Below are 26,693 nucleotides of genomic sequence, written 5' to 3'. Positions count from 1 at the left end.
CGATAAACCTCGCTTTCACCTGCGGCGTTGGTCGCACTGATAAGCCGGCCAAGGTCGTCATAGGCGTAGGAAACAACGGTGTACTCGGTAACCCAGACAAACTCACCCGGCCCTTCGGCCCGATGAATCTGATAGTCCACACCAACAATGCGGCCCGACGAATAGCGCAAGAACAACGACCGCCCGACGCCGTTATCCAACCGCTCAATGCGCCCCCTGAAATCCCGGGAGATACGCAGCCAGTTGTCATACGCATCGCTGATCGCTGTCAGAAAACCATTAACGAAATGGTAGAAGCGCGAGCCTTGCGCCAGCACTAATTCATCGGGCAAGACCCCCAGATAAATCGCTGCTTCGGCCAAGCTGTTGGTGATCGCAGGGCGGGCGGAGGAGGGCAGCGGAAACTCAGTCGAACGGTTTTCATGATCGGTCCACACCACCGAATCACCCGCAACCACCAGGCGATGCGCCAGGGCATGGCTCCAACCAAACCCCAACCCGCAATCCACTTCCACCGCGCTGGTGCGATAAAGCCGGGTCCACTCGAACGGCAATATTCCATCGAGCGTGCCATCGGTGAGGGTGAGCAATTCCTCGCCGGTGACCATCGACACCGGGCAGCCGTTCTTGCACGTAGTCGCCGAGCAGGTCGCCGCATCGCCGTTCTGGTTCTTCCCTGACGCAGGCACATCATCCACATGCTCTTTCTGCGTCAGCACCGCGTTCTGCCGAGCCCGCCAGCGCATCTGCATCGTGCCTTGCTTCAACCCGCCGACCACGCCGCGAACCGCCACCGCCTTATAGCGATCCACCGCGTGCATGAACTTCGTCAGAATTGCCAAAAGGCTCTTAACAAAACCCACCGCCGCATCAAGGATCTGCGCGCCGTACTTGACCAGGCGTAACCCCAGGTAAGCCACGCCCGCCGCTGGCAACGCGATGGTCAAGACCGCGCCAATCACCAGGTCAATCAGCAACGAGACCGCCAACCCGGCTGCCTTCTCGGCCATCTCGCCGGGGGGCAGCGCGTCGAGCCAGAGCATCGCCGTGCGCAGCATCAGGTACAGCGCCGCCTCGTCACTGGCCAGCAACATGGCTTGTTCCATGACCCTGGGCGTGTCAGCGGCCAATTGCGCCAACTTGATGGCCTGGTCACCGAGCTGCTCGCCGAACTTCAACGGGTCTTCAAGAATCGCCTGGACCCGCTTGATGCTGTCCCACACCTCTTTGACCGCCGCCCAACTGCCGGCCAAAATACCGTTGCCAATGGCACTGGCGGTCGAGCGCTCCCAGTGCGGCTTAAACCCAGACCACTGCGATCGCAGCCACTCTTCCAGATCCGCCGTCAGCCCGGCATAGGAGGCAAACAGTGCGTCCACCTGTTCCTCGGAAACGCTCCCTCGCACCCGCACCTGATAGCGTTTGCCCGCCGCGCAGTGGTGCGAGCCTTTGCCGTGCTCATCGAGCATGACCACGGTGGAGGTGCCGTCATCGAGCCCGATCACCTCAACCGGGATGTTGCCGATCGGCACGTCATACACCGATTCGAACAGGCTCTCGATGTTCAGCTCGCCGCCCAGCGAGCAATGGGTGACCGTCGAAAAATCAGCATCGGACACACTCACCGATTGCTGCGAATCACCCACCCGCAACACCCGCTCCATGCCCAACAACGAAGGCAAGTCCGCTGCATGGCTGGCTGAATCCAACGTGCGTGAGTACCAGGCGCCCATCTGCTGGCGATACTCCGCCAGGCTTTGATGGAAGCCATCCAGCTCGTGTTCGATAAAGGCAATGTGGGCGGTGTGAGTCATCCGTGACGTCTCGTCGAAGGGCAAGGCGTCGGAGTCTGCCGCAGCAAAAAGCGGCTGGATGAACGGTTGGAAAAATCAGAATGGGACGACGTGAAGCAGGAAAAAGCCGCGAAAAACTAGCCCGGGGGATTACGTCAAAAGACGATCCGGCTCATTGCGAAAAGCTGCGCAAATAAAAATGGCTCTCATCCTTGCCCGATTTTCCGACCTGGCCGTCATGGTTAATAGAACCTCTATTACGCAGGATTTCCCATGTCGCGCCTTGCTCGTCCCTTGCATCCACTGGCCCTGTCAGTGGCGTTCGCCTTTGTCGCCGTGCCGTTGCTGTCTGTTCAACCTGCCTTCGCCGAAGAAAGCAGCAGCGCGCTGCGCCGTTTCTCGATTCCCGCGGGTGATTTGAGCCAGGCACTCAACAGCCTGGCCGAGCAGGCCAACCTGGTGCTGGCGTTTGATGCGAGCCTGGCGCGGGGCAAGCACAGCAATGGATTGAGCGGGCAGTACGACACCGACGTGGCGCTGAACCAGTTGCTCGCCGGCACTGGCCTGCAGGCCCTGAAGCTCTCCGCCGACCGCTACCGGCTGGAGCCGATTCCGGATAACGGCGGTGCCATGGAGTTACAGGCCACCACCATCAGCGGTGCCTACCGCACCGAAAGCCCCACCGGGCCGGTGGCCGGTTATGTGGCCACGCGCAGCCTGTCGGGCACCAAGACCGACACCGCGCTGATCGAGACCCCGCAGTCGATCTCGATTGTCACCAAGGACCAGATGCGTGCGCAGAACGCCGAGAGCCTCAACCAGATCCTGCGTTACAGCGCCGCCGTGATCCCGGAAACCCGTGGCGCCACGGCGTCGCGCCTGGACCAGCTGACGATCCGTGGCTTTTCCCCGGCCACCTACCTGGACGGCTTGCGCATGCCGTCGAGCCGCGATGCATTGCCGCAAAAGGACGCCTTCGACCTGGAGCGCGTCGAAGTGCTGCGCGGGCCGGCCTCGGTGCTGTACGGGCAGGGCACGCCGAGCGGCGTGATCAACATGGTCACCAAGCGCCCGCTGGACACGCCGTTTCATGAAGTTGGCGTGGAGTACGGCACTTTCAACAAGAAGCGCACCACCTTCGACCTGAGCGGGCCGATCGATGATCAGGGCGTTTATTCCTACCGCGTCGCCGGGCTTTTCGACGATGCCGATGGGCAAGTGGACCACACCGAGACCCGCCGTCAGTCGCTGTCCACCGCATTCACCTGGCGCCCGGACGAGGCGACGTCGCTCACGTTGCTCGGGCACTTTCAGAAGGACCCCAAGGGCGCGTCCTACGGTTCGGTGCCAGCCTGGGGCTCGGTGTTGCACAGCCCGACCGGGCGCAGCATCGACGTGGATTTCTATGACGGCGAGAAGAACTTCGAGAAGAGCGACCGCGAGTACTATTCCATCGGCTACGCCTTCGAGCACCACTTCGATGACGTGTGGACCGTACGCCAGAACGCGCGTTACCTGCGCAGCGAAGGCCAGTACCGCAGCCTCTACAACAACTACCTGATGGCGGATTACCGCACCATCCGACGCTCGACCATTGCCGCTGACGTCGACATGGATGCCTACACCCTCGACAACCAGTTGCAAGCCAAATTCGACACCGGCCCGTTGCAGCACACGCTGCTGATGGGGCTCGATTACCAGAACACCAGCACCGACACCAAGCAGGGCTCCGGCGTGTACACCGCAGGCCCGACCCTGGATATTTTCAATCCGGTGTACGGCGCGGCGGTTCCGGTGCCTGCGTATACCACCGACGGCACGTCGCGTAGCGAGCAGACCGGCGTGTACCTGCAAGAGCAGATGAAGTGGGATAAGTGGGTGCTGCTGCTGGGTGGTCGCTATGACTGGGCCAGCACCGACAACAGCACCCAGACCCTCAGCACCGGTGCCAAGGCCAAGTCGTCCCTGGACAGCAAGGCCTTTACCGGCCGCGTGGGGCTGGTCTACCTGTTCGATAACGGCCTGGCGCCGTACGCCAGCTATTCGGAGTCGTTCCAGCCGCAATCGGGTACGGGGTATGGCGGTTCGGTGTTCAAGCCTACTGAAGGCAAGCAGTATGAGGTCGGCATCAAGTACCAGCCGCCGGGCAGCAACAGCTTTATCACTGCCGCGATCTTCGACCTGCGCCAGACCAACGTACTGACCACCGACCCGGACCCGACGCATTTGTGCGGTACCGGCCGCTGCCAGAGCCAGGATGGCGAGGTGCAGTCCCGTGGTTTCGAGCTCGAAGGCAAGGCCAGTCTCAATGACAACCTGGACATCACCGCGGCCTACGCCTACCTGGACAACCGTATCAGCAAGTCCAACAGCACCGTGCGTTATGCGCCGATCAGCGACATTGCCGTAGGCCCGGCCGTTGCCGCCGAGGGCACCACCACCTACGGCGTGCCGCGCCATACCGCGTCGGCGTGGGCGGATTACACCTTTCATGATGGCAGCCTGAAAGGCTTTGGTGCGGGCGCCGGTGCGCGGTATGTCGGGTCGTCCTGGGGCGATACCGCCAACACCCTGAAGGTGCCGGGCTACACCTTGTTCGACGCGGCGGTGCATTACGACATCCCGAACATCACCCGCCTCAAGGACAACCTGCGCCTGGCATTGAACGCCACCAACCTGGCGAATAAAGAGTACGTGGCCTCGTGCTACTCGTACTCGTGGTGCTGGTACGGCTCGCAACGCACCGTGCAGGCGAGTGCGACTTATCAGTGGTAAAAAACCACCGATAAGGCAATTTAATGGCCCCTTTGTAACAAAATCCTCGCCAGAATCGCTTTTATTTTCAGGTGGTTAGGTGGGGATGCAAATGCGCACTGTTGGAATCATGCTGATCGCCTGCTCCCTGGCAGGCGGCGCGGCTGCCGTGCAGGCACGGGAGCTGCGCGAGGGTGACAAGTACATGTGCAGTTGGGGCGCTGGCACGGCCGCCAGGGCCCAGGAACTCAAGCTGTCGGGTGTGTCGCTGTATGCTGCGCGGCAGAAGATCCAGACCATCAAGTTCAGCAAATCGTGGATGCGCATGATGGCCATGGGCATCACCGAGCAGACCTATGACAGCCGTTCCCGGCTGAAACCCGAGGCCATCCGCCAGAGTTTTTACCAGGATTGCCTGCGCTACAAAGTGGCGCGCAAGTAATGGCCTGACTGACTCAGCGTGACAGCGGTGAGCCGGCATCTTCCTGGAAAAATACCTTGGCGGTGTCGATAAAGCGCCGATTGGCTTGTGACAGGTATTCATCGGCGCGCCAGCACAGGTTGAAGTGCATGAATTGCGCTGGCGCAAAAGACACCCCCACCAACCCTGGCTCCTGCTCCTGAACGGAGCGCAGCAGAGTAGAAGCGCCCATCCCGCTGCGCGTGGCCGCTATCACCAGCGGCACGAAGTTGCTTTCCAGGGCGATGTTGAGCCGCACCCGTGCGGTACTGCAAAAAGTATCCAGCAGGTGACGTTGCAGGAAGGTGTTGTCGAACACCAGCATCGGTTCGTCATGCAGGCGGTCTGCTGACAGCGATTCCGCTCCCGCCAAAGGATGATGCTCGTTCACGCACAGCACCATCTCATCGCTGCCCAGCAGCACCGACTCCCAGCCAGGTTCGACGCGCCGCGACTCCAGCAACGCGACATCAATCGCCCGTGTCGCGAGGCGTTCGCTGATGTCGTCAGCGCTGCCTTCGATCACGTGCATGGCAATTCCGGGGTAGCGGGCACGAAATTGCATCAACAGATCCGGAATATGGCGGATGCCATACATCGGTGGCACACCGACACGGATTTCGCCGCTGTGCAGTTGCGTCAAGTCCTGCAGTTCGCGGCGTGCGCCGGCCAAACCCTCCAGGCACGCTTCGGCGCGAGCCAGAAACAGCTGGCCTTCGGCCGTCACGCTGATCTGGCGTGTGGCCCGGTTGAACAAGGCCACGCCCAGCTCATCTTCCAGGCGGCTGACCGCCATGCTCAATGCCGGCTGCGCCACATGCAGGGCCTGCGCGGCTTTGGTGAAGCTGCCTTGGCGGGCGATTTCGACGCAGTATTCCAGGGCTCTGAGGTTCATTCCGGCTCACATAACAAAGAGTGATGAATGGCTTCACAAATGGATATTTTTTGTGATGCGCGGCAGTCTATAACCTGTCGGCATTCTTCTCCATGCCGGATGTCATCATGCCCCTCCACCTTCGCTGTTACTGGCTCGCCACCCTTATTGTTGGCGCCTTGGGCGGCAGCCTTGCCCAGTGGGCAGGGTGGCCTTTGCCTTGGGTGGTCGGCTCATTGCTCGCGGTGTTGCTGACCCGCTGCGCGGGCAGCCGGGTGCCGGAAATTCCTCACGGGCGCAAAGCCGGGCAATTGATCGTGGCCGTGGCCATCGGCTGCCATTTCACCGTGCCGGTGATGCAGCAGGTGGCGGGGCATCTGGGGCTGATCGTAACGGCAGTATTGCTCACGCTGGTGTTGGCCCTGGGGTCGGTGCTGGTCTTGCATCGATGGGGCGTTGCCTTGAACACCGCGTTCTTCGCGCTGATGCCGGCCAACTCCACTGAGATGGTGCACCTGGGGCGGCAGCGTCAGGCGGACACCAGTTTTATCGCGGCGGCCCACAGCATCCGGTTGCTGCTGATCCTGTTGGCGGTGCCCGCGGTGGCTACCTTTGGCGTGTCCCATTCCGTGGCGCACGAGCCGTTGCCGGTCATCTGGCCTTGGCTGATCTTTATCCTGGCAATGGGCTTTCTCGCCGCGCTGGCGTTCAAGCGTTGTAACCTTCCCAATCCCTGGACCTTCGGGCCGTTCCTGATCTGTGCGGTGGGGGTGGGTTGCAACCATTTGTCGATGAGTATGCCGGGCTGGCTCAGCGGATGTGGGCAGTTGCTGATCGGGTGTGCGTTGGGTGTTGCGTTCGACCGCCGTTTTTTCCGCCGTGCGCCGGGTTTTCTGGCCAAGGTGCTGGTGCTCTTGACGGGCTCAGTGATTGCCACTGCGCTGGCCGCGTGGGGGCTCGGTGCCGGGTTGGGCATGCAGTGGCTGTCGCTGGCCCTGGGCATGATGCCCGGCAGTGCCCCGGAAATGAGCCTCACCGCCGAAGCCTTGGGGTTGGCGGTCACCTTGGTCACGGCCATGCAAGTTATCCGTATGCTGTTGATCCAGGCTGCGTGTCTGCCGCTGTACCGCCTGCTGGACCGAGCGCTGCAAGAGCAAGCACCGGCCAGTACAAAATCTGCGTAAGCCTGTCCAACTTTGCCCTCGTGCCCCTCGCCATACTGGCGCCAGGTAAACGAAGAGGCATAGGCCATGACTGATTACGTATTCACCCCCGCGCACATTCCCTCCCTTGCCATCCAGGGCAGCGACGCACGTTTCCCGCTGCGCCGGGTGTTTTGTGTGGGGCGCAACTACAGCGAGCACGCCCGCGAAATGGGGCATGACCCCGACCGCGAGCCGCCGTTTTTCTTTATGAAGCCGGCGGATGCCGTCGTGCCCGCCGAAGGGGTGATCGCTTACCCGCCACTGACTGCCGACCTGCACCATGAAGTGGAGCTGGTGGTGGCCATCGGCAAGGGTGGGGTGGATATCAGCCCTGAAGAGGCGTTGTCCCATGTCTGGGGGTATGCCGTCGGCATCGACCTGACCCGCCGTGACCTGCAAGCCCAGGCGAAAAAACTCTCCCGTCCGTGGGAATGGGCCAAGGCGTTTGATGAGTCGGCGCCGACCACTGCCTTGCAACCCGTGAGTGCCATCGGTCACCCCTCAACGGGGAAAATCTGGCTCAAGGTCAACGATGAACAACGCCAGGTGGGTGACCTGGCCGACCTGATCTGGTCCGTCAGCGAAGTGATCAGCCACGCGTCCAAATCCGTGGCGCTCAAGGCGGGCGACCTGATCTTCACCGGCACGCCCGCAGGTGTGGGTGCCGTGCAGCCGGGGGATGTGCTCACGGCCGGCATCGACGGCATTGGCGAGTTGAGTTTCACCCTCAGCCAGGGTTGAGGCTAAAGTGGTGCCCAGGCCACCCGAGAGACTGTTATGCCAGGCACCCGCGTCACCACCTATGGCATGGAACAACGCAGCGACCGCCCCGACTTCTACATCCGCGACAAGCGCGGGCGGGCGGCGCTGACCACTCCCCATCGCCATGAGTATTTCCAGATCCAGATCAACCTCGGTGGCGACACCGTGCAGCATATCGGCGGCGCGGTGCGGCCGTTTCCGCACAAGGCCCTGGCGTTCATCCTGCCCCATCGCCTGCACGTGATCCCTCATCCCGAGGATGGCGAGTTCATGCTGATCAACTTCAGCCAGGCGTTTTTCCTGCCGCAGCTGACGTGCGACCCACTGGACCTGGAAGACATCCCCATCGGCCAGGCGCCGGAACTGGCACCGTTCCGCTTCCAGGAACAGCTGGACTTCATCCTCGACGACGCCGCCTTCGAAGAAGTGAAAACCTGGCTCACCCAGATGCGTACCCTCGACGCCCACCGCACCTTCGGCGCGCGCGAGCGCCTCAAGGGCTACCTGTTCCAGCTGATCGGCCTGGTGTGCCAGGCCTACGCCGAACCGCTGCAGGCATTTGCCGCCAGCAATGCCACCCGGCGCGGGCGCAAGGACGCGTTGGCACGGGTTCAGGGGCACATCCGCGAGCACCTGCACGAACCCACCCTCAACCTGACAGACACGGCTGCTGCGGCCTTCCTGTCGCCCAACTACCTCACCCACTTGTTGCGCAAGGAGACCGGCAAACCGTTTTCCCAGTTGGTGCTCGACCGCCGCATGCAACTGGCGCGCACCTTGTTGCTCAACAGTGCGCAATTGATCGGCGTTATCGCCCAACGCTGTGGCTTCACCGATGAGGCGTACTTTTCCCGCTGTTTCCGCAAGGCCCACGGCTTGGCGCCCGGGCAATTCCGCCGCCAGCAGCACACTGAATCCCTGTAATCCCGCGCTTTTTACAAAACCACGACAATGCATATGTTTCTATTTGCATACAATTGCGTGCTTCAACGGAGGAAGCGCCCATGAATACGCGGATACGGCTGGCGACACTGCAGGACATCAGCACATTGTTTGCGATTCGGACCTCGGTGACGCAGAACCACCTGAGCCGAGAACAAATGGCCGAGCGGGGTATTACCCCTGAAGTGCTGGCAGACAGCATCCGTGAAGCGCCCTGTGTGTGGATCGCCGAGGTGAATGGTGAGCCTGCCGGGTTTTCCATGGTCGACCTGGACAGTGGCGAAGTGTTTGCGATGTTCGTGCGGCCGGCCTATGAGAACCAAGGGCTGGGCCGCCAATTGATGGCGGTTGCCGAGGCAGCCTTGTTTGAACGCCATGACACGTTGTTCCTGGTCACCGACGGGCGTGATGAGATACGCGCCAATGGGTTTTACCAACGCCTGGGTTGGTCGGTGGTGGATCAGGTCGACGGCGACGACGTTCGTTACCAGAAGAGCAGGGCGCTGTAGTGCCATGACCCCCCCGAAGCCCCGTCCTCCAAAAGCTTTCGCTACTTTGTGGTCGGCGTGCTGTGCGTCGCGGTTTTGCTGGGCGTTTACTTTGTGCGGCTCAATGCGCGGGTGGACCAGGAGCGGGAGGAAGCCGCCGAGCGCCTTACCCTTTGCCAACATATCGAAAGCGTGGCCCGTGCGGCCTTGCCGGCCAACCTCCAGCCGCCCGAGGCGTGCAGGCAACTAAAGGCTCGCTCTTCCGAAAGTGTCGCACCGTTATAATCAATAACCTTATTTATACAGCGGATATATACCGACGAAGTGTCAGGTGATAGTCGCAGTACTTGCACCAAAAAGTGGCACAAGTGCGTCGTGCTACCTTAAAAAATGTGTGGTTATTGAATGACTTACGCGACTTTTAATCCGACGAAAGGATTAAAATAATCTTGTTACAGGTTTTTACAATCGGTACTATAGCCGGGCGTTCACCTCCCACGGTTTATGCATTTTTAAATCCCAAGTTTCCATCAGCTACTTGGGATTTTTTTTGCCTGCGATTTGACTCAAACGTCAAACTTCCACCTCGGCGAACTCCGCGCGCATGCGCCCGTTGCGCTTGGCCTGGTACAGCAACTTGTCCACCTCCTCGACAAACCCCAGCATGGCGCTGTCGGGCGTGACGAGGTGGGTGCCCACGCCCAGGCTCAGGGTCAGCAATTTCGACACCGGTGAAAAACCGTGCTCGATCTGCTGCTGGCAAATCAAGTGCAGGCAACGCTGCGCCACCTGCCTGGCCGAAGCGGCATCGGTCTCCGGCAGCAACCACACAAACTCCTCGCCGCCGATGCGCGCAATGAAATCCCGTGGCCGGTTGGCCGCCAGCGACAGCGTGCGCGCCACCTGGCGCAGGCACTCATCGCCTTTGATATGGCCGTAGTGGTCGTTGTACTGCTTGAAAAAATCGATATCCAGGATGATCAGCGACAGCGACAGCGGCAACTGGCTGCGCTGGGCGCTGGCCCACTCGCGTTCCAAAACCATGTCGAACATGCGCCGGTTGGCGATGCCGGTCAGGCCGTCCTGGTAGGAATATTCTTCGAGCTGCTTTTGCAAGCGAATCAGGTGCTCTTCGGTCTTCTTGCGCTCGCTGATATCGAACATGAAGCCGATCAGTGCTTCGACTTCGCCGTCCTTGCGCACCACGTGCACCACGTCGCGAATCCACACGTAGTCGCCATTCACCGTGAGCGCCCGGTAGTCGGCCTCGTGGTCCACGCCGGCACGGGACTGCGACACGCAGAAATTCACCACGTATTCGCGGTCATCCGGGTGCATGCGCTCGACCCAGTCATCCACGCTGACCCAGCTTTGCGGGGTCCAGCCCAGCAGTGTCTCGATCTGCGGGCCGATGTAACTGAAGGTCATGGTCTGCCAGTCGATGCGCCAGGGGATGGCTTTGGTCGACTCCAGCAGGGTTTTGTAGACGTCGCTGTCGGGCTGGCTCGGTGGGGCGATGCTCATGGGTGGGCTGCTCGAAGGGAGGGCGAAATGCCATGAGCGTCTTTTGAACCGGCCCTTGAGTCAAGCCTTCGCCAGCGCACCGGACGAGAGGTCAAGTGCCGGGTTCCTGGCGCCAACGCACCAGCGTTTACGAGGCAAAATGCGCGGTAGCTAACACTTTTGCATTAATTGTTACGCCAGGTTCGCAAGCTCATCTACTCTGGTTCCATCACACCGACAGGGCAGGGCCCAGGGACGGGGGCTTATGATGATTTCGATCACTGAATTCAGTCGCATCATGGCGTCAGGCTTCTTGCCGCTGTCTTGTGATTGCAGCCTCAACAGCGACGGCTCGCTGCGCATCAGCGTGTTCGAGCCGGTGACGGGGCGCGTCGACTTGCTGCTGACCCGCGTCTCGCCCGAAGGCCTGGACAGCATCCGTTCCATTTCAAACCTGATTGGCGAGTTGCGCACCGAGATCAAGGCCGGGCGCCGCGGGTTTGCAGCCGTAGGCTAAGCGTCATGACACGGCGCTGTCGGCCTGGGTCGAGACCGCGCCGTAGTAGCGCCAGCAGCAATGCCGATGTTCCGGCAGGATCACACAGCCGCTCAGGCTCACGATCAGCAGGGCGGCAACCAGCATAGATAGGCGACGGGACATGATGTTTCCTCTTGGTGTGTTCGGCGTTACAGGTTGAACGCCGCCACCCTGGAATATCCGTCGCGATGCTTTCAAACATTTCATCAAGCGCCGCCATCCCCTGGGCAATACTCCTCTTACGCATTGCGTAAAAAAATCTGCGGTGTTCGCGACGGATTCTTCCCGCACCTGGCGTTCAACCCATCAGCAGCGTGCACTTTCGCTCGCCGTATGAGGAGTTGCCATGAAACCACTGGCCAACTTGCGCCTTGTCTTGCTTGCCCCGCTGGCACTCGCTGCGTTTGTCAGCACCCCGACGTTTGCCCAGACCGAAGTCATCATTCGCCAGGCGCCACCGGCCGAGCGCGTTGAAGTGATACCCGCCGAACGCCCCGGCTACGCCTGGGACCGTGGGCACTGGCGCTGGGAAGGCGGTGCCTATGCCTGGGTGCCGGGGCACTGGCAGCCAGTGATGCGCAACGCGCGCTGGGAGCCCGGCCATTGGGAATCCCATGGGCCGAACTGGTACTGGCGCGAAGGGCATTGGATCCGCTGAACCCTGAAACTTAGCCTCCGGACCGAGTATTACCCGATTGAAAGACACTGATCCGGACGTTGAGCTACTGGCACGTATCGGCAACAACGAACCTGCGGCCGTCAACGAGATGGTGACGCGCAAGCTGCCGCGTCTGCTGGCGCTCGCCGGTCGGATCCTGGGGGACGCCGACGAGGCCAAGGACGTGGCCCAGGAAAGCTTCTTGCGGATCTGGCGCCATGCGGCGAACTGGCGTGCTGGCGAAGCGCGGTTTGACACCTGGCTGCATCGGGTGGCGCTGAACCTGTGCCACGACCGCTTGCGTCGGCGCAAGGAGCGCCCGTTGGACGAGGACGAAGTGCTGGAGCTGGCGGACAGCGCACCGTCCCTTGATGAGCAGTTGGAAACCGCCGACCGCAGTGCGAGGATGGCCGCCGCGTTGGCGACGTTGCCCGAGCGCCAGCGCGAAGCCATTGTGCTGCAGTATTACCAGGAGCTGTCGAACATCGACGCCGCGGCCCTGATGAATATTAGCGTCGAGGCACTGGAGAGCCTGCTGTCGCGGGCCCGACGCCAGTTGCGCAATCAACTTGCCGACACACCAGGGCTTGCCCGCCCAGGAAGGGAAAAACCATGACGCCCGAACGATTTGCTCATCTGGCTGATGCCTACGGGGCCAGCCTGCACCGCTGGCCCGTCGCCGAACAAGCCGCCGCCCAGGCGCTGCTCGATAACGGCAATGCCAGCGCCCGCGAGGCGTTGCGCGAAGCCAGTTGGCTGGATGCCCAGCTGGACAGCCATCAGCTGGCGTTCGCCGACCCGGCGCTGGCCCGACAGATTCGCCAGTCGGCGCCGCGCCGGGCGTCATTCTGGTCGCGCTACGCCAGTTGGTTGTCACCCGCCGGCCTGGTGGGGGTGGGCATCGCCGGTATTGCGGCCGGGGTGCTGGTGGCGTCGCTGAGCGTGCCGCTGCCGATGTCGTCATCCGAAGTGCTGCCCAGCGTCTTCGATCAGGGCGACGCCGACGTCGTCTTTACCGTCAACGCCGAGGAAACCGAGCAATGACCCCCAAATCCCTCAAGCCGTGGTTGGTCGTCTCGGTGTTGCTCAATGTGTTTTTGATCGGCGGCGTCGGCGGTGGCTTGTACCACTGGACCACAGCCGCCAAGCCCGCCGAAGCGGTGGTCAACCAGCATGGCCTGCGCCAGGCGATGATCAAGTTGCCGCCCGAGCGGCGCAAGGAACTGCGCCAACTGCTGCGCCAGAACCGTGCCGACAGCCAGCCGCTGATCATGGCCGGTCGCGAAGCACGCCTTGGCGTGATCAAGCAGCTGGAATCGCCGACCCTGGACCGCGACGCGCTGGTCACCGAACTGGCCAAGGCCCGCGAGGCAGACGTTGCGCTCAGGGCCCTGGTGGACACCACCCTGGCGCAATTTGCGAGCAACTTACCCCAGGACGAACGGCAGAAACTGGTCGAGGCGCTGTACCAGCGCGGGCAGGTCAAGGCTAAAGAAAAATTCATCCAGACGGCGGGGAATAAACCCCGCTCTTGAGTTGTTAAGCCCGCATGAACTCAATGGAAGTGTGCTTATGCCGGCTGCGAAAAAGAAACAGGCTTTTGATTTTTCCTGTGGGGCTGCGTCGTTGTTGTGCGCGGCAGTGGAGCTGGAGGCAACCTTGCCCGGTGGCATGACCGCAACCGATGCGTTGCGCACCAACATGTGTGAGGTGGAACTCTACAAGTTCACCTCCGGCGCGCTGACCGGCGGGGTGGTCAAACCCTTCGATCCGACCAAAGCCGGCTACTCCTACCCCCACAGCGTGGCGTTGGCGGCGCGGACGTTGGGGTTGAACGTGACCATCTACATGGAAGGCTTTCTGGCCAGCGCATTGGCCACCTTGTACCCCAAGTGCGAAGAGCTTTGCGTGAAGGCAGGCTTCCCCGTGATCCACGGCGCGCCGCCGCCGATGGCCGCGAATCGCCGAGCGTTGTGTGTGGTCACCACCTTTGTAGTGGGGCTGCACTACGTAATGCTGCGCCCGGGCGGAGACTTCATGGACCCGGCCGATGGCGACAACCACGATAACTTCAAGACGATGAACACCTGGTCGAAGGTGTACTCGCAAACGGGAATCACGTTGGTGTTGGAGAAGGAAGTGGAGGTTTAGGGCGCTCTTCAAGCCCGCCACCACAGGGGATAAGCGGTGTACCCAATTTCTCGACCGAACACAGCTCAAAATGTGGGAGCTGGCTTGCCAGCGAAAGCGGTAGGCCAGCTGGCATTTGAGTCGACTGACACACCGCCTTCGCGAGCAAGTCGAATCGTCGCACCGCCACTCCCACAGGGGATCAGCGGTGTACCCAATTTCTCAATCGGACACAGATCAAAATGTGGGAGCTGGCTTGCCTGCGAAAAGCGGTAGGCCAGCTGGCATCTGAGTCGACTGACACACCGCCTTCGCGAGCAAGTCGCACCGCCACTCCCACAGGGGGTTAGCGGGGTACTATTTTCGCCCATCCCCAAAAATCCCCACCACCTCCTTCCTCAACCACAAATGCCGCGGATCCTTCTGATTCCGCGCATGCCAGTGGTGTTTCAAGCTATACGGCGGTATCTCCACCGGCGGTTCAATCATTCGCACCGCCGAGTGCTTTTCATAGATATGTGCCACCGACCTCGGCATCACCGCGATCAACTCCGAGCGCTCGATGATGGCGGACATGCTCATGTAGTGGGACATCTGCACCACGATCTTCCTTTCGATCCCTTGCTCGGCCAAAAAGCTCTCGTACATTTCCTGGCTGCGGCTGCCGTCGCGTACCTGCAGGTGCTCCAGTGTGCAGAACTCTTCCATGCTCAGTTGCGGCGCGGTGATGCGGTGGTGGCGGCCGATGAGGCAGACCAGGTCGTGGTCGAACAGGCGTTGCTGGTAGATGTTCGGCGCGTCGAGGTCGGGGAAGTAGCCGAGTGCCGAGTCCACGCGGCCTTCGCGAAGGGCGTCGTGGAGGTCTTTGGGGCCGAGGCTCAGGCACTGGATCTTGGCGTGGGGCGCGGCGCTGCGCAGGCGGTCGAAGAGGGCGGGGAGGAACACCACTTCGCCGATTTCACTGAGGCAGAAGGTGAAGGTTTCGCGGCTTTGCGCCGGGTCGAAGGTGGGGCTGGGGAGGATTTCCTGGTCGATGGTGGCGATCACTTCGCGGGTGCGTTCGACGATGCTGCGCGCCCGTGGCGTGGGCTCCATGGCGGTGCCGCTGCGCACGAACAAGGGGTCGCCGAGGGAGTGACGCAAGCGCGATAACGCGGCACTGGCGGCGGGCTGGCTCATGCCCAGGCGCTTGGCGGCGGCGGTGACGTTGCCGCAATCGTGAATGGCCAACAAGACGCGTAGCAGGTTCAGGTCCGTGCGCATGACTATAACCAGATCAAATAGTTTGAATAACTAGAATTTGCTTCTGCTATTTGTGCCCCACGGCGAGGATGGTGTCCAGACAAGAATAAAACCAAGAGGCACCCTCATGATCAATCTGCATGACATCCGCTATGTGCGTCTGGGCACGGCGGACCTTGCCCAGGCCAAGCTGTACGCCACGCAGATGCTCGGCCTGCAGGTGGCGCGCGAGGCCAACGGTGCGATCTATTTTCGCTCCGACAGCCGCGACCACACCCTGTGCTACTACGAAGGCGACCCACGGGAAACCACCACCGCCTTCGAAGTCACCAGCTGGAACGAACTCGACCACGCCGCCCAATTGCTCGAAGACAACGGCTTCGCCGTGCGCCATGGCAGCCGCCAGGACGCCGAGGTGCGCCACGTCAATGAGCTGATTCAGTTTCGCGACCCCAGCGGCAATCACATCGAACTGGTGTTGCGCCCCCATGCCAGTGGCAGCCGTTACTTCGCCACCCGCGATGCCGGTATCACCGGTTTCAGCCATATCGGCCTGCGCACCACCGACGCCAAGCGCGACGAAGCGTTCTGGACCACCCTGGCCAACGCACGGGTCAGTGACCGCATCGGTGAAGCGCCGCTGCTGCGCATCGATGAGGTGCATCACAAGATCGCGCTGTTCCCCTCCAGCCATGCCGGCGTGCAGCACATCAACCACCAGGTGGAAAGCATCGATGACGTGATGCGCGCCTGGTACTTCCTCAAGGAACGCGGGATCAGGATTCTGTTCGGGCCGGGTCGTCACCCGACGTCAGGGGCGATGTTCCTGTACTTCGAAGGGCCAGACGGCATGACCTACGAATACTCCACTGGGGTGAGTCATATCGCCCCGGAAGACGAGGCCACCCACCAGCCCCGGCAATTCCCGCTGGTCACCAGCTCGTTCTGTGCCTGGGGTTCGAAGCCGGACATTCCGGAGTTCAAATCATGAGCCGCGTCAGCCAAGAAGCCGAAGTGCGGGTGGCCGCGCGTGCCCTGGCCAACGCCGGTTTTGTGCACGCCTACGGCCATTGCAGCCTGCGTCTGGATGCCGAGCACTTCCTGGTGTGCGCCGCCAAGCCCATGGGCCTGATCCCGCCCGGCGAGCCCGGCACCGTGGTGCCGGTGCACGGCCCGCTGCCGGAAGGGGTGTTGGGCGAAGTGCGCATTCATCAACAGATTTACCAGCGTCGGCCAGACGTCAACGCGGTGATCCGCTGCATGCCGATGCAGGTGATGAGCTTGTCCTGCGCTGGGCTGACCCCGCGTTTGCGCCACGGCATGGGCGCCTATTTCAAGGACGGCGTGCCGCTGTGGGATGACCCGCAACTGCTGCGCGACGACTCGCAGGCCGCCGCCCTGGCCGAGCAGTTGGGCCGCGCCCAGGCCCTGGTGATGCGTGGCAACGGCGCCATGGTGGTCGGCGGCTCCCTGGTGGAAGCACTGACCCTGGTGTTCTACCTCGAAGACGCCGCCCGTATCGAACTGCAACTGCTGGCGGCCGGCGTGGCCGACCACGCACCGCTGCTGAGCCGTGAAGAAGCGGACCGCCGCGCCACCGCCAGCGGGCGAATCTTTGAACGCATGTGGGACTACCTCACCGCCGGCGATGCCGAGCTGAACCTGATAACAAGAGACGAGCGCCAACCATGACCAAGCATTTTCATAACTTCATCGATAACCAATGGGTCGAGGGCGTGCGCACCTTCGACAACCGCAACCCGGCCGACAATAGCGTGATCGGCCAGGTTCACGAGGCCGGCCGCGAGCAGGTCGACGCGGCGGTCAAAGCCGCCCGCGCCGCACTGAGCGGCCCCTGGGGCAAGATGACCATCGCCCAACGCACCGCGTTGCTGCACAAGGTGGCCGACGGCATCGAACAGCGCGCCGAAGAGTTCGTCGCCGCTGAAGTGGCCGACACCGGCAAGCCCCACGCGCTGGCCAGTCACCTGGATATCCCCCGTGGCGCTGCCAACTTCAAGGTGTTTGCCGACCTGATCCGCAACGTGCCCACCGAAAGTTTCACCATGGACACCCCCGACGGCGGCAAGGCGGTCAACTACGCGGTGCGCAACCCGCGCGGGGTGATCGGGGTAATCTGCCCGTGGAACCTGCCGCTGCTGCTGATGACCTGGAAAGTCGGCCCGGCCCTGGCCTGCGGCAACACCGTGGTGGTCAAACCGTCGGAAGAAACCCCGGCCACTGCCACCTTGCTCGGTGAAGTGATGCGCGACGCCGGCGTGCCCGCAGGTGTCTACAACGTGGTGCACGGCTTTGGCGAGCACTCGGCGGGGGCCTTCCTCACCGAACATCAAGACGTAGACGGCATCACCTTTACCGGCGAAACCGGTACCGGCGAAGCGATCATGAAAGCCGCGGCCAAGGGCGTACGCCCGGTCTCGCTGGAACTGGGTGGCAAGAACGCCGGGGTGATTTTCGCCGACGCCGACCTGGACAAAGCCGTGGCCGGCATCGCCCGTGCGGTGTTCGAAAACAGCGGGCAGGTGTGCCTGGGCACTGAGCGCGTGTACGTGCAACGGCCGCTGTTCGAGGCGTTTGTCGCCGCCCTCAAGGCGCGTGCCGAAGCCATCAAGGTCGGCCCGCCAAATGCTCCTGGCGTCACCATGGGCCCGCTGGTTTCCGTGGGCCACCGCCAGAAGGTGTTGAGCTATTACGCCCAGGCGGCCAAAGACGGCGCCACCGTCGTGACGGGCGGCGGTATTCCTGACATGCCTGCCGAACTGGCCGAAGGCGCCTGGGTGCAGCCGACGATCTGGACCGGCTTGTCGGAAGACTCTGCTGTTGTGCGTGAAGAAATCTTCGGCCCGTGCTGCCACATCGCACCGTTCGATGATGAAGACGAGGTGGTGCGCCTGGTCAACGACACGCCCTACGGCCTGGCCGCCAGCGTGTGGACCACCGACCTGCAGGTTGCCCACCGCATGGGCGCCGCGCTGGATGTGGGCATCTGCTGGATCAATTCGTGGTTCCTGCGCGACCTGCGCACCGCGTTTGGTGGCGCCAAGCAATCGGGCATTGGCCGCGAGGGCGGGGTGCATTCCCTGGAGTTCTACACCGAACTGCGCAACGTGTGCATCCGTCTGTGAGGTCCGCCATGACACATCTCAACCCCCTCGGCGCGCAACTGCACCAGGCACTCACCGAGCGTAAACCGCTGGCGCCGCTGACCGAGCAATACCCCGAGCTGACGGTGGCCGACGCCTACCAGATTCAACTGGCCATGCTGCAACCGCGCCTCGATGCCGGGCAAACCGTGATCGGCAAGAAGATCGGCGTCACCAGCCAAGTGGTGATGGACATGCTCGGCGTGGACCAGCCCGACTTCGGCCACCTGCTCAGCGGCATGCTGGTCAACGACGGTGCCGCGCTGGCCTGCGCCGACTTTATCGCGCCCAAGGCCGAAGGCGAGATCGCCTTTGTGCTCAAACAGGACCTGATCGGTCCGGGCGTGACCGTGGCTGATGTACTGCGCGCCACCGCGTATGTGATGCCGTGCTTCGAGATCGTCGATTCGCGAATCAAGGACTGGAAAATCAAGATCCAGGACACCGTCGCCGACAATGCCTCGGCCGCGGCGTTCGTGCTCGGCGACGGCGTGGCCGACCCGCGTGACATCGACCTGGCGTGCGTGGGCATGACCCTGGAAAAGAACGGCGAGATCGTCGCCACCGGCGCCGGTGCGGCGGCCCTCGGCCACCCGGCGAATGCCGTGGTATGGCTGGCCAATACCCTGGGGCGTCTGGGCATCCCGTTGAAGAAAGGCGAGGTGATCCTGTCCGGCTCCCTGGCCGCCATGGTCCCGGTCCAGCCGGGTGATCAGTTGCGCATGAGCCTGGGCGGTATCGGCTCGGCTTCCATCCGTTTTGTTTGAAGGACCACCCCATGAACCTGTCAGCCGCAACCATCGCCGAACTGGCCATTCACCTGGAAAACGCCGAGCTTAATCGTGAAGCCGTGGCCAAGATCACCGACGCTCACCCGGACATGGACTGGGAGGACGCCTACGCGATCCAGAACACTATCCGCGCCAACAAGGAGGCCCGGGGCGTGCGCATTGTCGGCCTGAAGATGGGCCTGACGTCCTTTGCCAAGATGAAGCAGATGGGTGTCACCGAACCGATCCACGGTTTTATCACCGACTACGGCGCCTGCGCCGATGGTTCGGTGATCGACGTCGATAGGCTGATCCACCCCAAGGTCGAGGCCGAAATCGCCTTTGTGCTCAAGCACCCGCTCAAAGGCCCGGGCGTGCACGTGGGGGATGTGCTGGCGGCCACCGACTTCATTTTGCCGGCGGTGGAAGTGATCGACTCGCGTTATGAACACTTCCGCTTCGACCTTAAAAGCGTGATCGCCGACAACACCTCGTCCGCCCGTTTTGTCACCGGCGGGCAGGCTCGCAGCCCGCTGGGCATCGACCTCAAGTGCCTGGGCGTGGTGATGGAAAAGAACGGTGAAGTGGTCGCCACCGCCGCCGGTGCCGCCGTGCTCGGCCACCCGGCGCAAAGCGTGGCGATGCTCGCCAACATGCTGGCCACCCAGGGCAAGGAGCTGCCTGCCGGCACCTTCATCATGACCGGTGGCGTGACCGAAGCCATTGCGGTGGCGGCGGGCGACCAGATCACCGTGCGCTACCAGCACCTGGGCAGCGTGTCCATGCGCTTTGCCGCCAAGTCCGAGTGAGGAAAGCACCATGCCGATCATGCAGGTTTATCTGATTGAAGGCCGCGACGACGAGCAAAAGGCGCGGCTGATCGAGGCGTTGACCCAGGCTGCGGTCGACTCGATCCAGGCCCCGCCGGAGTCCGTGCGGGTGATCATCACCGAAGTGCCGAAGACCCAGTTCGGGATCGCCGGCAAAACCGCCAAGGCCCTGGGGCGCTGACATGAGCACACACAAGAAGAACGTCGCAATCATCGGCTCGGGCAACATTGGCACCGACCTGATGATCAAGATCCTGCGCCATGGCCAGCAGTTGCAGATGGCGGTGATGGTGGGCATCGATGCCGCCTCCGACGGCCTTGAACGGGCGCGGCGCCTGGGCGTTGCCACCACCCACGAGGGGGTTGAAGGCCTGGTGCGCATGCCGGAGTTTGCCGGGATCGACTTTGTCTTTGACGCCACCTCGGCCACCGCCCATGTGGCCAACGATGCACTGCTGCGCCAGCACAAGCCGGGCATCCGCGTGATCGACCTGACGCCGGCAGCCATTGGCCCGTATTGCGTACCGGTGGTGAACCTGGACGCCAACCTGGCGGCGCTGAACGTGAACATGGTCACGTGCGGCGGCCAGGCGACCATTCCGATGGTGGCGGCGGTGTCCCGGGTGGCCAAGGTGCATTACGCGGAAATCATTGCCTCCATCAGCAGCAAATCCGCCGGCCCCGGCACCCGGGCGAACATCGACGAGTTCACCGAAACCACCGCCCAGGCCATCGAGGCGGTAGGCGGCGCGGGCAAGGGCAAGGCGATCATCGTGCTCAATCCGGCCGAACCGCCGCTGATGATGCGTGACACGGTGTACGTGTTGTCGGAGGCGGCGGATCAGGCTGAAGTGCAAGCGTCCATCGAAGACATGGCCAATGCGGTCACGGCCTACGTGCCGGGGTATCGCCTGAAACAGCAGGTGCAGTTCGACGTGATCACGCCCGACGCACCGTTGAACATTCCCGGGCTGGGCCGCTTCAGCGGCTTGAAGACCACGGTGTTCCTCGAAGTCGAAGGCGCCGCCCATTACCTGCCGGCTTACGCCGGCAATCTCGACATCATGACCTCCGCTGCGCTGGCCACCGCCGAGCGCATGGCGCAGGCTTTGTGAGGCCCCGACCATGACCTTCAACCCTGGCAAGAAGCTGTATATCAGCGACGTGACCCTGCGCGACGGCAGCCATGCCGTGCGTCACCAGTATTCCCTCGACAACGTGCAAACCATCGCCCGCGCCCTGGACAAGGCCCGTGTCGACTCCATCGAAGTGGCCCACGGCGACGGCCTGCAAGGCTCCAGCTTCAACTACGGCTTTGGTGCCCATACTGACCTTGAGTGGATCGAGGCGGTCAGCGATGTGATCAGGCACGCCAAGGTCGCCACCCTGTTGCTGCCGGGCATTGGCACGGTGCACGACCTCAAGGCCGCGTACAACGCCGGGGCGCGGGTGGTGCGGGTAGCCACCCATTGCACCGAGGCCGACTGCGCCCGCCAGCACATCGAGTTCGCGCGCACCCTGGGCATGGACACCGTGGGTTTCCTGATGATGAGCCACCTCACCAGCCCGCAGAACCTGGCCGTCGAAGCCAAGAAAATGGAAAGCTACGGCGCCACCTGCATCTACGTGGTGGACTCCGGCGGCGCCATGGGCATGCACGACATCCGTGAGCGTTTCCGCGCGGTGAAGGCCGTGCTCAAGCCTGAGACCGAAACCGGCATGCATGCCCACCACAACCTGTCGCTGGGGGTGGCCAACTCCATCGTCGCCGTGGAGGAGGGCTGCGACCGCATCGACGCCAGTCTCGCCGGCATGGGCGCCGGTGCGGGCAATGCGCCGCTGGAGGTGTTCATCGCCGCCGCCGACCGCATGGGCTGGAACCACGGCACTGACCTGTACGCACTGATGGACGCCGCCGACGACATTGTGCGCCCGCTGCAGGACCGCCCGGTGCGGGTGGACCGCGAGACCCTGGCCCTGGGTTACGCCGGGGTGTATTCGAGCTTTTTGCGGCATGCCGAAGTCGCGGCCAGGCGCTACGACCTCAAGACCGTGGACATCCTCGTGGAACTGGGCAAACGCCGCATGGTGGGCGGGCAGGAGGACATGATCGTCGACGTCGCACTCGACCTGCTTAACCGGTGATTTCACTTGCGGGTGGAGAACCCACAGGTGATCGGATTTCAAACTGGAAAATCTGCGTTGCAGTACATTGGCTTCACCCCAAGACAACTCCAAAAACAGGGGAACATTGATGAACAGCAAGACTGCCAACCTAGGCGCAACAATTGATAACAACAGGATTTCCGGCTACCAGATCATGGTGCTGGTCTTGTGCTTCCTGGTGGTACTGGTGGACGGCTTCGACACCGCCGTCATCGGCTACATCGCCCCGGCCCTGCGCCAGGAATGGGGCCTGCAACCGGCGCAACTGTCCCCGGCCTTCGGCGCCGGGCTGTTCGGCCTGATGGTCGGCGCGTTTATCTTCGGCCCGTTGGCCGATGCCTACGGGCGCAAGAAGGTGTTGCTGGTCTCGGTGCTGATCTTCAGCCTCGGCACCCTGGCTTCGGCATATTCCACCTCCATCGACATGCTCACCGCCTTGCGCTTTCTCACCGGCATCGGCCTGGGCGGGGCGATGCCGACGTGCATCACCTTGAGCGCCGAGTATTCGCCGGCCCGGCGCCGGATGATCATGGTCACCTTGAGCTACAGCGGGTTCACCACCGGCCTGGCGCTCGGCGGTGCGGTGGCCAGCCAGATCATCCCGGTGTTCGGCTGGCGTGGCGTGCTGATGATCGGTGGCATCGTGCCGTTGCTGTTGCTGCCATTGCTGGCGTGGTTGCTGCCCGAATCGGTGCGCTTCATGGCTGCTCATCCGCAGCATGCCGACGCGTTGCGCAAGGTGATGGGCAGGATCACCGGCCGCAACGACCTGCACGACGTCACGTTCATCGAGCCGCAAAGCCCGGTGGCCGTGCGTTCGCCGATCTCGCAACTGTTCATCGAAAACCGTGCCCTGCGCACCGTGCTGTTGTGGGGCACGTTCTTCTGCTCCTTGTTTGTGTTCTATCTCCTGACCAGCTGGCTGCCGAGCATCCTCAAGGACGCCGGCTACGACATCGCCGCCGCTGCGCGGATCGGTGCGATGGTGCCGCTGGGCGGCACCGTGGGCGCCATTCTCATGGCGTTGCTGATGGACCGCGTCAGCCCGTATCGGGTATTAGGCCTGGCCTACCTCGGTTCGGCGCTGGTGATCGCGCTGATTGGTTTTGTGCTGGCGGACGCGTTCTGGCTGGGGCTCACCGTGTTCATGGTCGGCTTTGGCGTTGCCGGGGCGCAGAACGGCTTGAACCTGCTGTCGGCGAGCATCTACCCGACGGCAGCACGGGCGACCGGCGTGAGCTGGGCCATGGCCAACGGGCGGGTGGGTTCGATCATCGGTTCGGTGCTCGGCGCATGGCTGATCGCGCAGCTGGGCCAGCCCTCAGTGTTCTTTGTGGTGCTGGCGATTCCCGCGTTGTTCGGTTCGATTGCGATCTTCTCTTTGCAGCGCATGACCGAAAAAAAGCGCGGGCCTGAGGTCACCGTACTCCCAACCTGACACCCCTGTTTTTGTAGGAGCCGGCTTGCCGGCGATGAGGACTTTGCCTTCATCGCAGGCCTCAAGGCTGCCATCGCCGGCAAGCCGGCTCCTACAGGTTTTAGCTGCACCCCACACAACAATAAAAGCCAACGGGTACACCCAATGAAAACTTCCGTATTCCAAGCGGCGCCTGCGTGCGCCTGCGTTTTGCTCGCCGTCAGCTCGGTCGCCCAGGCCGAAGGCTTCATCGATGATGCCCACGCCAAGCTTGAGGCGCGCAACGTCTACTTCAACCAGGACAACCGCAGTGGCCCGGCCCAGCCGTCCAAGCTGGAAGAGTGGGGCCAGGGCTTTATCCTCAACTTCACTTCCGGCTACACCCAGGGCCCGGTAGGTGTTGGCGTGGACGCACTGGGCATGCTCGGCATTCGCCTGGATTCCGGGCGCGGCACCCACGGCAACCCCAACAGCGTGACCCAGGGCGGGTTCGTCTTCCCCACCGACAGCGACGGGCGCGCGGTCAGTGACTTCAGCAGCCTGGGGCTGACCGGCAAGGTGCGCGTGGCCAAGACTGAACTGAAAGTGGGCACCCTGATGCCAAGGTTGCCGGTGGTGGTCTACAACGATGGCCGGTTGTTGCCGGAAACCTTCCAGGGTTGGCAGGCCACGTCCAAGGACTTCGACAACCTCACCCTGATCGGCGGGCGCTTGAGCGGTGTGAAAAGCCGTAACTCGTCCAACAACGAAGACCTCGCCATCAGCGGGGCAGGCGGCCCGGCCGGCAAGCGCAGCAACCAGTTCTACTACGCCGGCGTGGATTACACGCTGCGCCCGAACTTGCTGTTGCAGTACTACTACGGTGACCTCGAAGACTTTTACCAGCAGCACTTCGTCGGCCTGGTCCACACCCTGACCCTGCCGGTGGGCAGCTTCAAAAGTGACCTGCGCTTTTTCGACAGTTCATCGGACGGCCGCAACGGCAACGTTGCCGGGCGTGCCGAGGGCTATCGCAGCACCGGTTACCACAACAACGGTGAAGTCGATAACCGCGTGCTGGCGGGGCTGTTCACCTACAGCCTGGGCGGCCATGCGCTGAGCCTGGGCTACCAGCACCTCAACGGTTCCAGCGACTTTCCGTTTCTCAACCAGGGCGACGGCTCGGCGACCTACCTGATCACCGACCGCCAGACCGGCGCACGTTTCCAGCGCGCCGGGGAGAACACCTGGGTGGCACAACATGCGTTCAACTTTGCCACGGTAGGGTTGCCGGGGTTGACCTCCCAAGTGGTCTACCAGCGCGGCGGGGATATCAAGTCCGACCAGGGCGCGCAGCACGAGTGGGAACGTGATGTGATGCTGACCTATGCCTTCCAGAGCAAGCCGCTCACCGGGTTCGCCGTGCAGTGGCGCAATGCGATGCTGCGCAGCACCGTGGCTACACAGCGGGACCTGGATGAGAACCGGCTTTATCTGACCTATACCCACGCGTTTTTCTAAGGCTGGGCAAAAATCAAAATGTGGGAGCGTCGAACCGCCGCTCCCACATTTAGGATTGTGTTGTACTCACCAGCACTGCCTGCTCGCGCTCTGCGCTGTTGACGTTGACGGTGCGCGCGAAGCTCACGCCGTCACCTTCGAACACGCACACCACCCGGTCCCTGAAGGCCGTCTGCGGGTAGATCCAGGTCATTTCCAGGGTCTGGGCATCCAGCCAGCGAGCGCCGGCGACGATCTGCGCATTGTGGAATTCATAGCCATGGTGCAAGGCGCGGCCGGGCATGCTGGTGTTGCCTGGCAGCCAGTCGTCGATGCCCACGCTCAGGCGATGAGCCGCTTGGTTATCGGTCAATTCGAACGTCAGCACACCCGCCCGGAAGTCGAACGACAACTGCTTCACGCCCAACCCGTTCTCGGCCATCGCAAACACGCGCGTCGAGTCTGCGGGTGCCGCACAGGCTGAAACCAATAACGGCCGCTCAGCCATGCTCGCCAACCGCGCCTCCAGTCGCGCATCCGCCTCGGGCGTCCCACCGCCGCCAAACGCCGCCGGAAAATACCGCTCGATAAACGGAATGATCTCGGCCGAGTTCTTCATGCCGCCGACCACTACCAGCGTCGCGCCATGTTCGCGGTACACCGCCGCCATCTGCACAAACACACCCAGCGCACTGAAGGCGCCGCCCGGTTTCATCATCCAGTGGTAGCCGTAGCGGCTGTCCGGCCCGCCCTGGGGCCGGGTCGCGGCTTCGACCCAGGCTGCCGGCAGGATTTGTCGGCCTTCCCATACGCCATTTTGCCCATGCAGCACCGCCAGCTTGAGTGCCGCCGACACCGGTGCGGTGAGGCCATTGCCGCCGGGGTTCACGCCGTCGGGGCCGATGTCCCAGGTTTCGTTGTGAATGGCCAGCGGCTCGAACAGGCGCGGCTTGAGGTAGTCGTGGAGGGTTTGCCCGGTGACGCGGTTGATCAGCGCCGAGAGCATGTAGCTGGCGGCGCTGGTGTAGACGTATTCGGTGCCGGGCGCATAGGCCAGGGGAATCTTGAAAAATTCGGCGATCCAGCTGGTGTCGATGCCGCGCCACACGGAACCGGAGGTGTTGCTGGCATGGCCGGTGCGCATGGTCAGCAGGTGTTCGACGGTCATATCGGCCAGGCGCGGGTCGGCGTCGGCCGGTACGTCGTCGGGGAAGAAGGTCACCAGCCGGTCATCGAGCCTGAGCAACCCCTCATCGATCGCCAGGCCGATGGCGCAACCGGTGAAGCTCTTGGCCATGGAGTGCAGCACGCGAGGCTCATTGGGGTCGACCGGCCAGGTCCAGCCTTCGGCGACGACGTGGCCATGGCGATGCAGCATGAAGCCGTGCAGGTCGAGGCCAGCGGCCTTGACCTCGTCGAGAAAGGCGATCAGGCGGTCGGGGTCCACGCCCACGCTGCTGGCACTGGCGCGGGGCAAACCATCATAGGAAATCGGGGGCATGTAGGGGCTCGCGGGTA

Annotated in this window: 28 protein-coding genes; 22 read left to right on the top strand and 6 right to left on the bottom strand. The window is 62.6% G+C overall.

All coding sequences use genetic code 11. From position 1 onward, the window contains the following. Positions 1–1,814 (bottom strand): DUF6531 domain-containing protein (locus HX803_RS23025; RefSeq protein ID WP_256732912.1); only part of this gene is annotated, 1,814 nt, incomplete at its 3' end. A 252-nt stretch (positions 1,815–2,066) separates the two neighbouring features. Between HX803_RS23025 and HX803_RS23020 the strand changes: the two genes are divergently transcribed. Together HX803_RS23020 and HX803_RS23015 are read left to right on the top strand one after the other, a co-directional pair. Next, entirely contained in the window at positions 2,067–4,568 is a 2,502-nt protein-coding gene (locus HX803_RS23020) for a TonB-dependent siderophore receptor (protein WP_178923798.1), read from the top strand. A 91-nt stretch (positions 4,569–4,659) separates the two neighbouring features. Continuing rightward, positions 4,660–4,989: a hypothetical protein gene (locus HX803_RS23015; RefSeq protein ID WP_065906328.1), complete on the top strand. Its 330-nt coding sequence runs from the start codon at positions 4,660–4,662 to the stop codon at positions 4,987–4,989. A gap of 13 nt (positions 4,990–5,002) precedes the next feature. On the opposite strand, the gene HX803_RS23010 is transcribed toward HX803_RS23015, so the two are convergent. Next, positions 5,003–5,902 (bottom strand): LysR family transcriptional regulator, encoded by a 900-nt coding sequence (locus HX803_RS23010; RefSeq protein WP_178923796.1) that lies wholly within the window; start codon positions 5,900–5,902, stop codon positions 5,003–5,005. A 107-nt stretch (positions 5,903–6,009) separates the two neighbouring features. Here HX803_RS23010 and HX803_RS23005 point away from each other — a divergent pair, with 107 nt between their 5' ends. From HX803_RS23005 to HX803_RS22990, 4 genes are all read left to right on the top strand, one after another. Next, positions 6,010–7,065 carry an AbrB family transcriptional regulator gene (locus tag HX803_RS23005; RefSeq protein ID WP_178923794.1) on the top strand — a complete coding sequence of 352 codons (1,056 nt, stop codon included), beginning with the start codon at positions 6,010–6,012 and terminating at the stop codon, positions 7,063–7,065. 66 nt (positions 7,066–7,131) lie between these two features. Then, a complete protein-coding gene (locus HX803_RS23000; RefSeq protein ID WP_178923792.1) occupies positions 7,132–7,827 on the top strand; it encodes a fumarylacetoacetate hydrolase family protein in 696 nt (231 codons plus the stop codon). Between the two features lie 36 nt (positions 7,828–7,863). Next, a complete protein-coding gene (locus HX803_RS22995; protein WP_178923790.1) occupies positions 7,864–8,772 on the top strand; it encodes an AraC family transcriptional regulator in 909 nt (302 codons plus the stop codon). A gap of 80 nt (positions 8,773–8,852) precedes the next feature. Further along, a complete protein-coding gene (locus HX803_RS22990; RefSeq protein ID WP_178923788.1) occupies positions 8,853–9,299 on the top strand; it encodes a GNAT family N-acetyltransferase in 447 nt (148 codons plus the stop codon). Positions 9,300–9,851: 552 nt separating this feature from the next. Here HX803_RS22990 and HX803_RS22985 read toward each other — a convergent pair. Then, positions 9,852–10,802, bottom strand: a complete 951-nt coding sequence (locus HX803_RS22985) for a diguanylate cyclase (RefSeq protein ID WP_178923787.1) — start codon at positions 10,800–10,802, stop codon at positions 9,852–9,854. 247 nt (positions 10,803–11,049) lie between these two features. Here HX803_RS22985 and HX803_RS22980 point away from each other — a divergent pair, with 247 nt between their 5' ends. Continuing rightward, a complete protein-coding gene (locus HX803_RS22980) occupies positions 11,050–11,298 on the top strand; it encodes a DUF1652 domain-containing protein (RefSeq protein WP_178923802.1) in 249 nt (82 codons plus the stop codon). Between the two features lie 3 nt (positions 11,299–11,301). Here the strand turns inward: HX803_RS22980 and HX803_RS22975 are convergent, their stop codons facing one another. Beyond that, positions 11,302–11,442 (bottom strand): hypothetical protein, encoded by a 141-nt coding sequence (locus HX803_RS22975; RefSeq protein ID WP_178923785.1) that lies wholly within the window; start codon positions 11,440–11,442, stop codon positions 11,302–11,304. A 223-nt stretch (positions 11,443–11,665) separates the two neighbouring features. On the opposite strand from HX803_RS22975, the gene HX803_RS22970 reads away from it, so the two are divergent. The 5 genes from HX803_RS22970 to HX803_RS22950 are packed head-to-tail and all read left to right on the top strand — an operon-like array spanning position 11,666 to position 14,128. Further along, the gene (locus tag HX803_RS22970; protein ID WP_178923783.1) at positions 11,666–11,977 is read left to right on the top strand and encodes a YXWGXW repeat-containing protein; all 312 of its coding nucleotides are present in this window, start codon (positions 11,666–11,668) and stop codon (positions 11,975–11,977) included. A gap of 37 nt (positions 11,978–12,014) precedes the next feature. Next, complete coding sequence (locus HX803_RS22965; protein WP_178923781.1) at positions 12,015–12,593, top strand: RNA polymerase sigma factor; 579 nt, start codon at positions 12,015–12,017, stop codon at positions 12,591–12,593. Continuing rightward, positions 12,590–13,021: a hypothetical protein gene (locus tag HX803_RS22960; protein WP_178923779.1), complete on the top strand. Its 432-nt coding sequence runs from the start codon at positions 12,590–12,592 to the stop codon at positions 13,019–13,021. Before HX803_RS22965 ends, HX803_RS22960 begins: the two co-directional genes overlap by 4 nt. Further along, complete coding sequence (locus HX803_RS22955) at positions 13,018–13,512, top strand: periplasmic heavy metal sensor (protein WP_178923777.1); 495 nt, start codon at positions 13,018–13,020, stop codon at positions 13,510–13,512. The genes HX803_RS22960 and HX803_RS22955 overlap by 4 nt, the downstream gene beginning before the upstream one ends. A 37-nt stretch (positions 13,513–13,549) precedes the next feature. Beyond that, entirely contained in the window at positions 13,550–14,128 is a 579-nt protein-coding gene (locus tag HX803_RS22950) for a hypothetical protein (RefSeq protein WP_178923775.1), read from the top strand. Between the two features lie 336 nt (positions 14,129–14,464). On the opposite strand, the gene HX803_RS22945 is transcribed toward HX803_RS22950, so the two are convergent. Further along, the gene (locus tag HX803_RS22945) at positions 14,465–15,370 is read right to left on the bottom strand and encodes a LysR family transcriptional regulator (protein WP_178923773.1); all 906 of its coding nucleotides are present in this window, start codon (positions 15,368–15,370) and stop codon (positions 14,465–14,467) included. A gap of 106 nt (positions 15,371–15,476) precedes the next feature. Here HX803_RS22945 and HX803_RS22940 point away from each other — a divergent pair, with 106 nt between their 5' ends. From HX803_RS22940 to HX803_RS22895, 10 genes are all read left to right on the top strand, one after another. Beyond that, positions 15,477–16,340, top strand: a complete 864-nt coding sequence (locus HX803_RS22940) for a VOC family protein (RefSeq protein WP_178923771.1) — start codon at positions 15,477–15,479, stop codon at positions 16,338–16,340. After that, the gene (locus HX803_RS22935) at positions 16,337–17,041 is read left to right on the top strand and encodes a class II aldolase/adducin family protein (RefSeq protein ID WP_178923769.1); all 705 of its coding nucleotides are present in this window, start codon (positions 16,337–16,339) and stop codon (positions 17,039–17,041) included. The genes HX803_RS22940 and HX803_RS22935 overlap by 4 nt, the downstream gene beginning before the upstream one ends. Beyond that, complete coding sequence (locus HX803_RS22930) at positions 17,038–18,495, top strand: 2-hydroxymuconic semialdehyde dehydrogenase (protein ID WP_178923767.1); 1,458 nt, start codon at positions 17,038–17,040, stop codon at positions 18,493–18,495. The genes HX803_RS22935 and HX803_RS22930 overlap by 4 nt, the downstream gene beginning before the upstream one ends. Positions 18,496–18,503: 8 nt before the next feature. Then, on the top strand, positions 18,504–19,280 hold the full coding sequence (gene dmpE, locus HX803_RS22925) for a 2-oxopent-4-enoate hydratase (RefSeq protein WP_178923765.1): 777 nt from the start codon (positions 18,504–18,506) through the stop codon (positions 19,278–19,280). 11 nt (positions 19,281–19,291) lie between these two features. Next, positions 19,292–20,092, top strand: a complete 801-nt coding sequence (dmpH, locus tag HX803_RS22920; protein ID WP_178923763.1) for a 2-oxo-3-hexenedioate decarboxylase — start codon at positions 19,292–19,294, stop codon at positions 20,090–20,092. A gap of 10 nt (positions 20,093–20,102) precedes the next feature. Then, on the top strand, positions 20,103–20,294 hold the full coding sequence (locus HX803_RS22915) for a 2-hydroxymuconate tautomerase (RefSeq protein ID WP_178923761.1): 192 nt from the start codon (positions 20,103–20,105) through the stop codon (positions 20,292–20,294). A 1-nt stretch (position 20,295) separates the two neighbouring features. Beyond that, on the top strand, positions 20,296–21,228 hold the full coding sequence (locus HX803_RS22910; RefSeq protein ID WP_178923759.1) for an acetaldehyde dehydrogenase (acetylating): 933 nt from the start codon (positions 20,296–20,298) through the stop codon (positions 21,226–21,228). A 10-nt stretch (positions 21,229–21,238) separates the two neighbouring features. After that, on the top strand, positions 21,239–22,258 hold the full coding sequence (dmpG, locus tag HX803_RS22905; RefSeq protein ID WP_178923757.1) for a 4-hydroxy-2-oxovalerate aldolase: 1,020 nt from the start codon (positions 21,239–21,241) through the stop codon (positions 22,256–22,258). 109 nt (positions 22,259–22,367) lie between these two features. Further along, positions 22,368–23,717 carry an aromatic acid/H+ symport family MFS transporter gene (locus HX803_RS22900; RefSeq protein ID WP_178923755.1) on the top strand — a complete coding sequence of 450 codons (1,350 nt, stop codon included), beginning with the start codon at positions 22,368–22,370 and terminating at the stop codon, positions 23,715–23,717. A gap of 144 nt (positions 23,718–23,861) precedes the next feature. Further along, positions 23,862–25,196, top strand: coding sequence for an OprD family porin (locus HX803_RS22895; protein ID WP_178923753.1), 1,335 nt, complete (start codon positions 23,862–23,864; stop codon positions 25,194–25,196). A 49-nt stretch (positions 25,197–25,245) separates the two neighbouring features. Here HX803_RS22895 and HX803_RS22890 read toward each other — a convergent pair whose 3' ends face one another. Further along, positions 25,246–26,676 carry a serine hydrolase gene (locus HX803_RS22890; protein ID WP_178923751.1) on the bottom strand — a complete coding sequence of 477 codons (1,431 nt, stop codon included), beginning with the start codon at positions 26,674–26,676 and terminating at the stop codon, positions 25,246–25,248. Between the last annotated feature and the right edge of the window lie 17 nt (positions 26,677–26,693).

Origin of the sequence: Pseudomonas sp. P7548, assembly GCF_013386585.1 — a bacterium.
In the GTDB taxonomy this organism is placed as follows: domain Bacteria; phylum Pseudomonadota; class Gammaproteobacteria; order Pseudomonadales; family Pseudomonadaceae; genus Aquipseudomonas.
The sequence above is the reverse complement of the archived record's forward strand: the minus strand, read 5'-3'. Positions and strand labels throughout refer to the sequence as shown.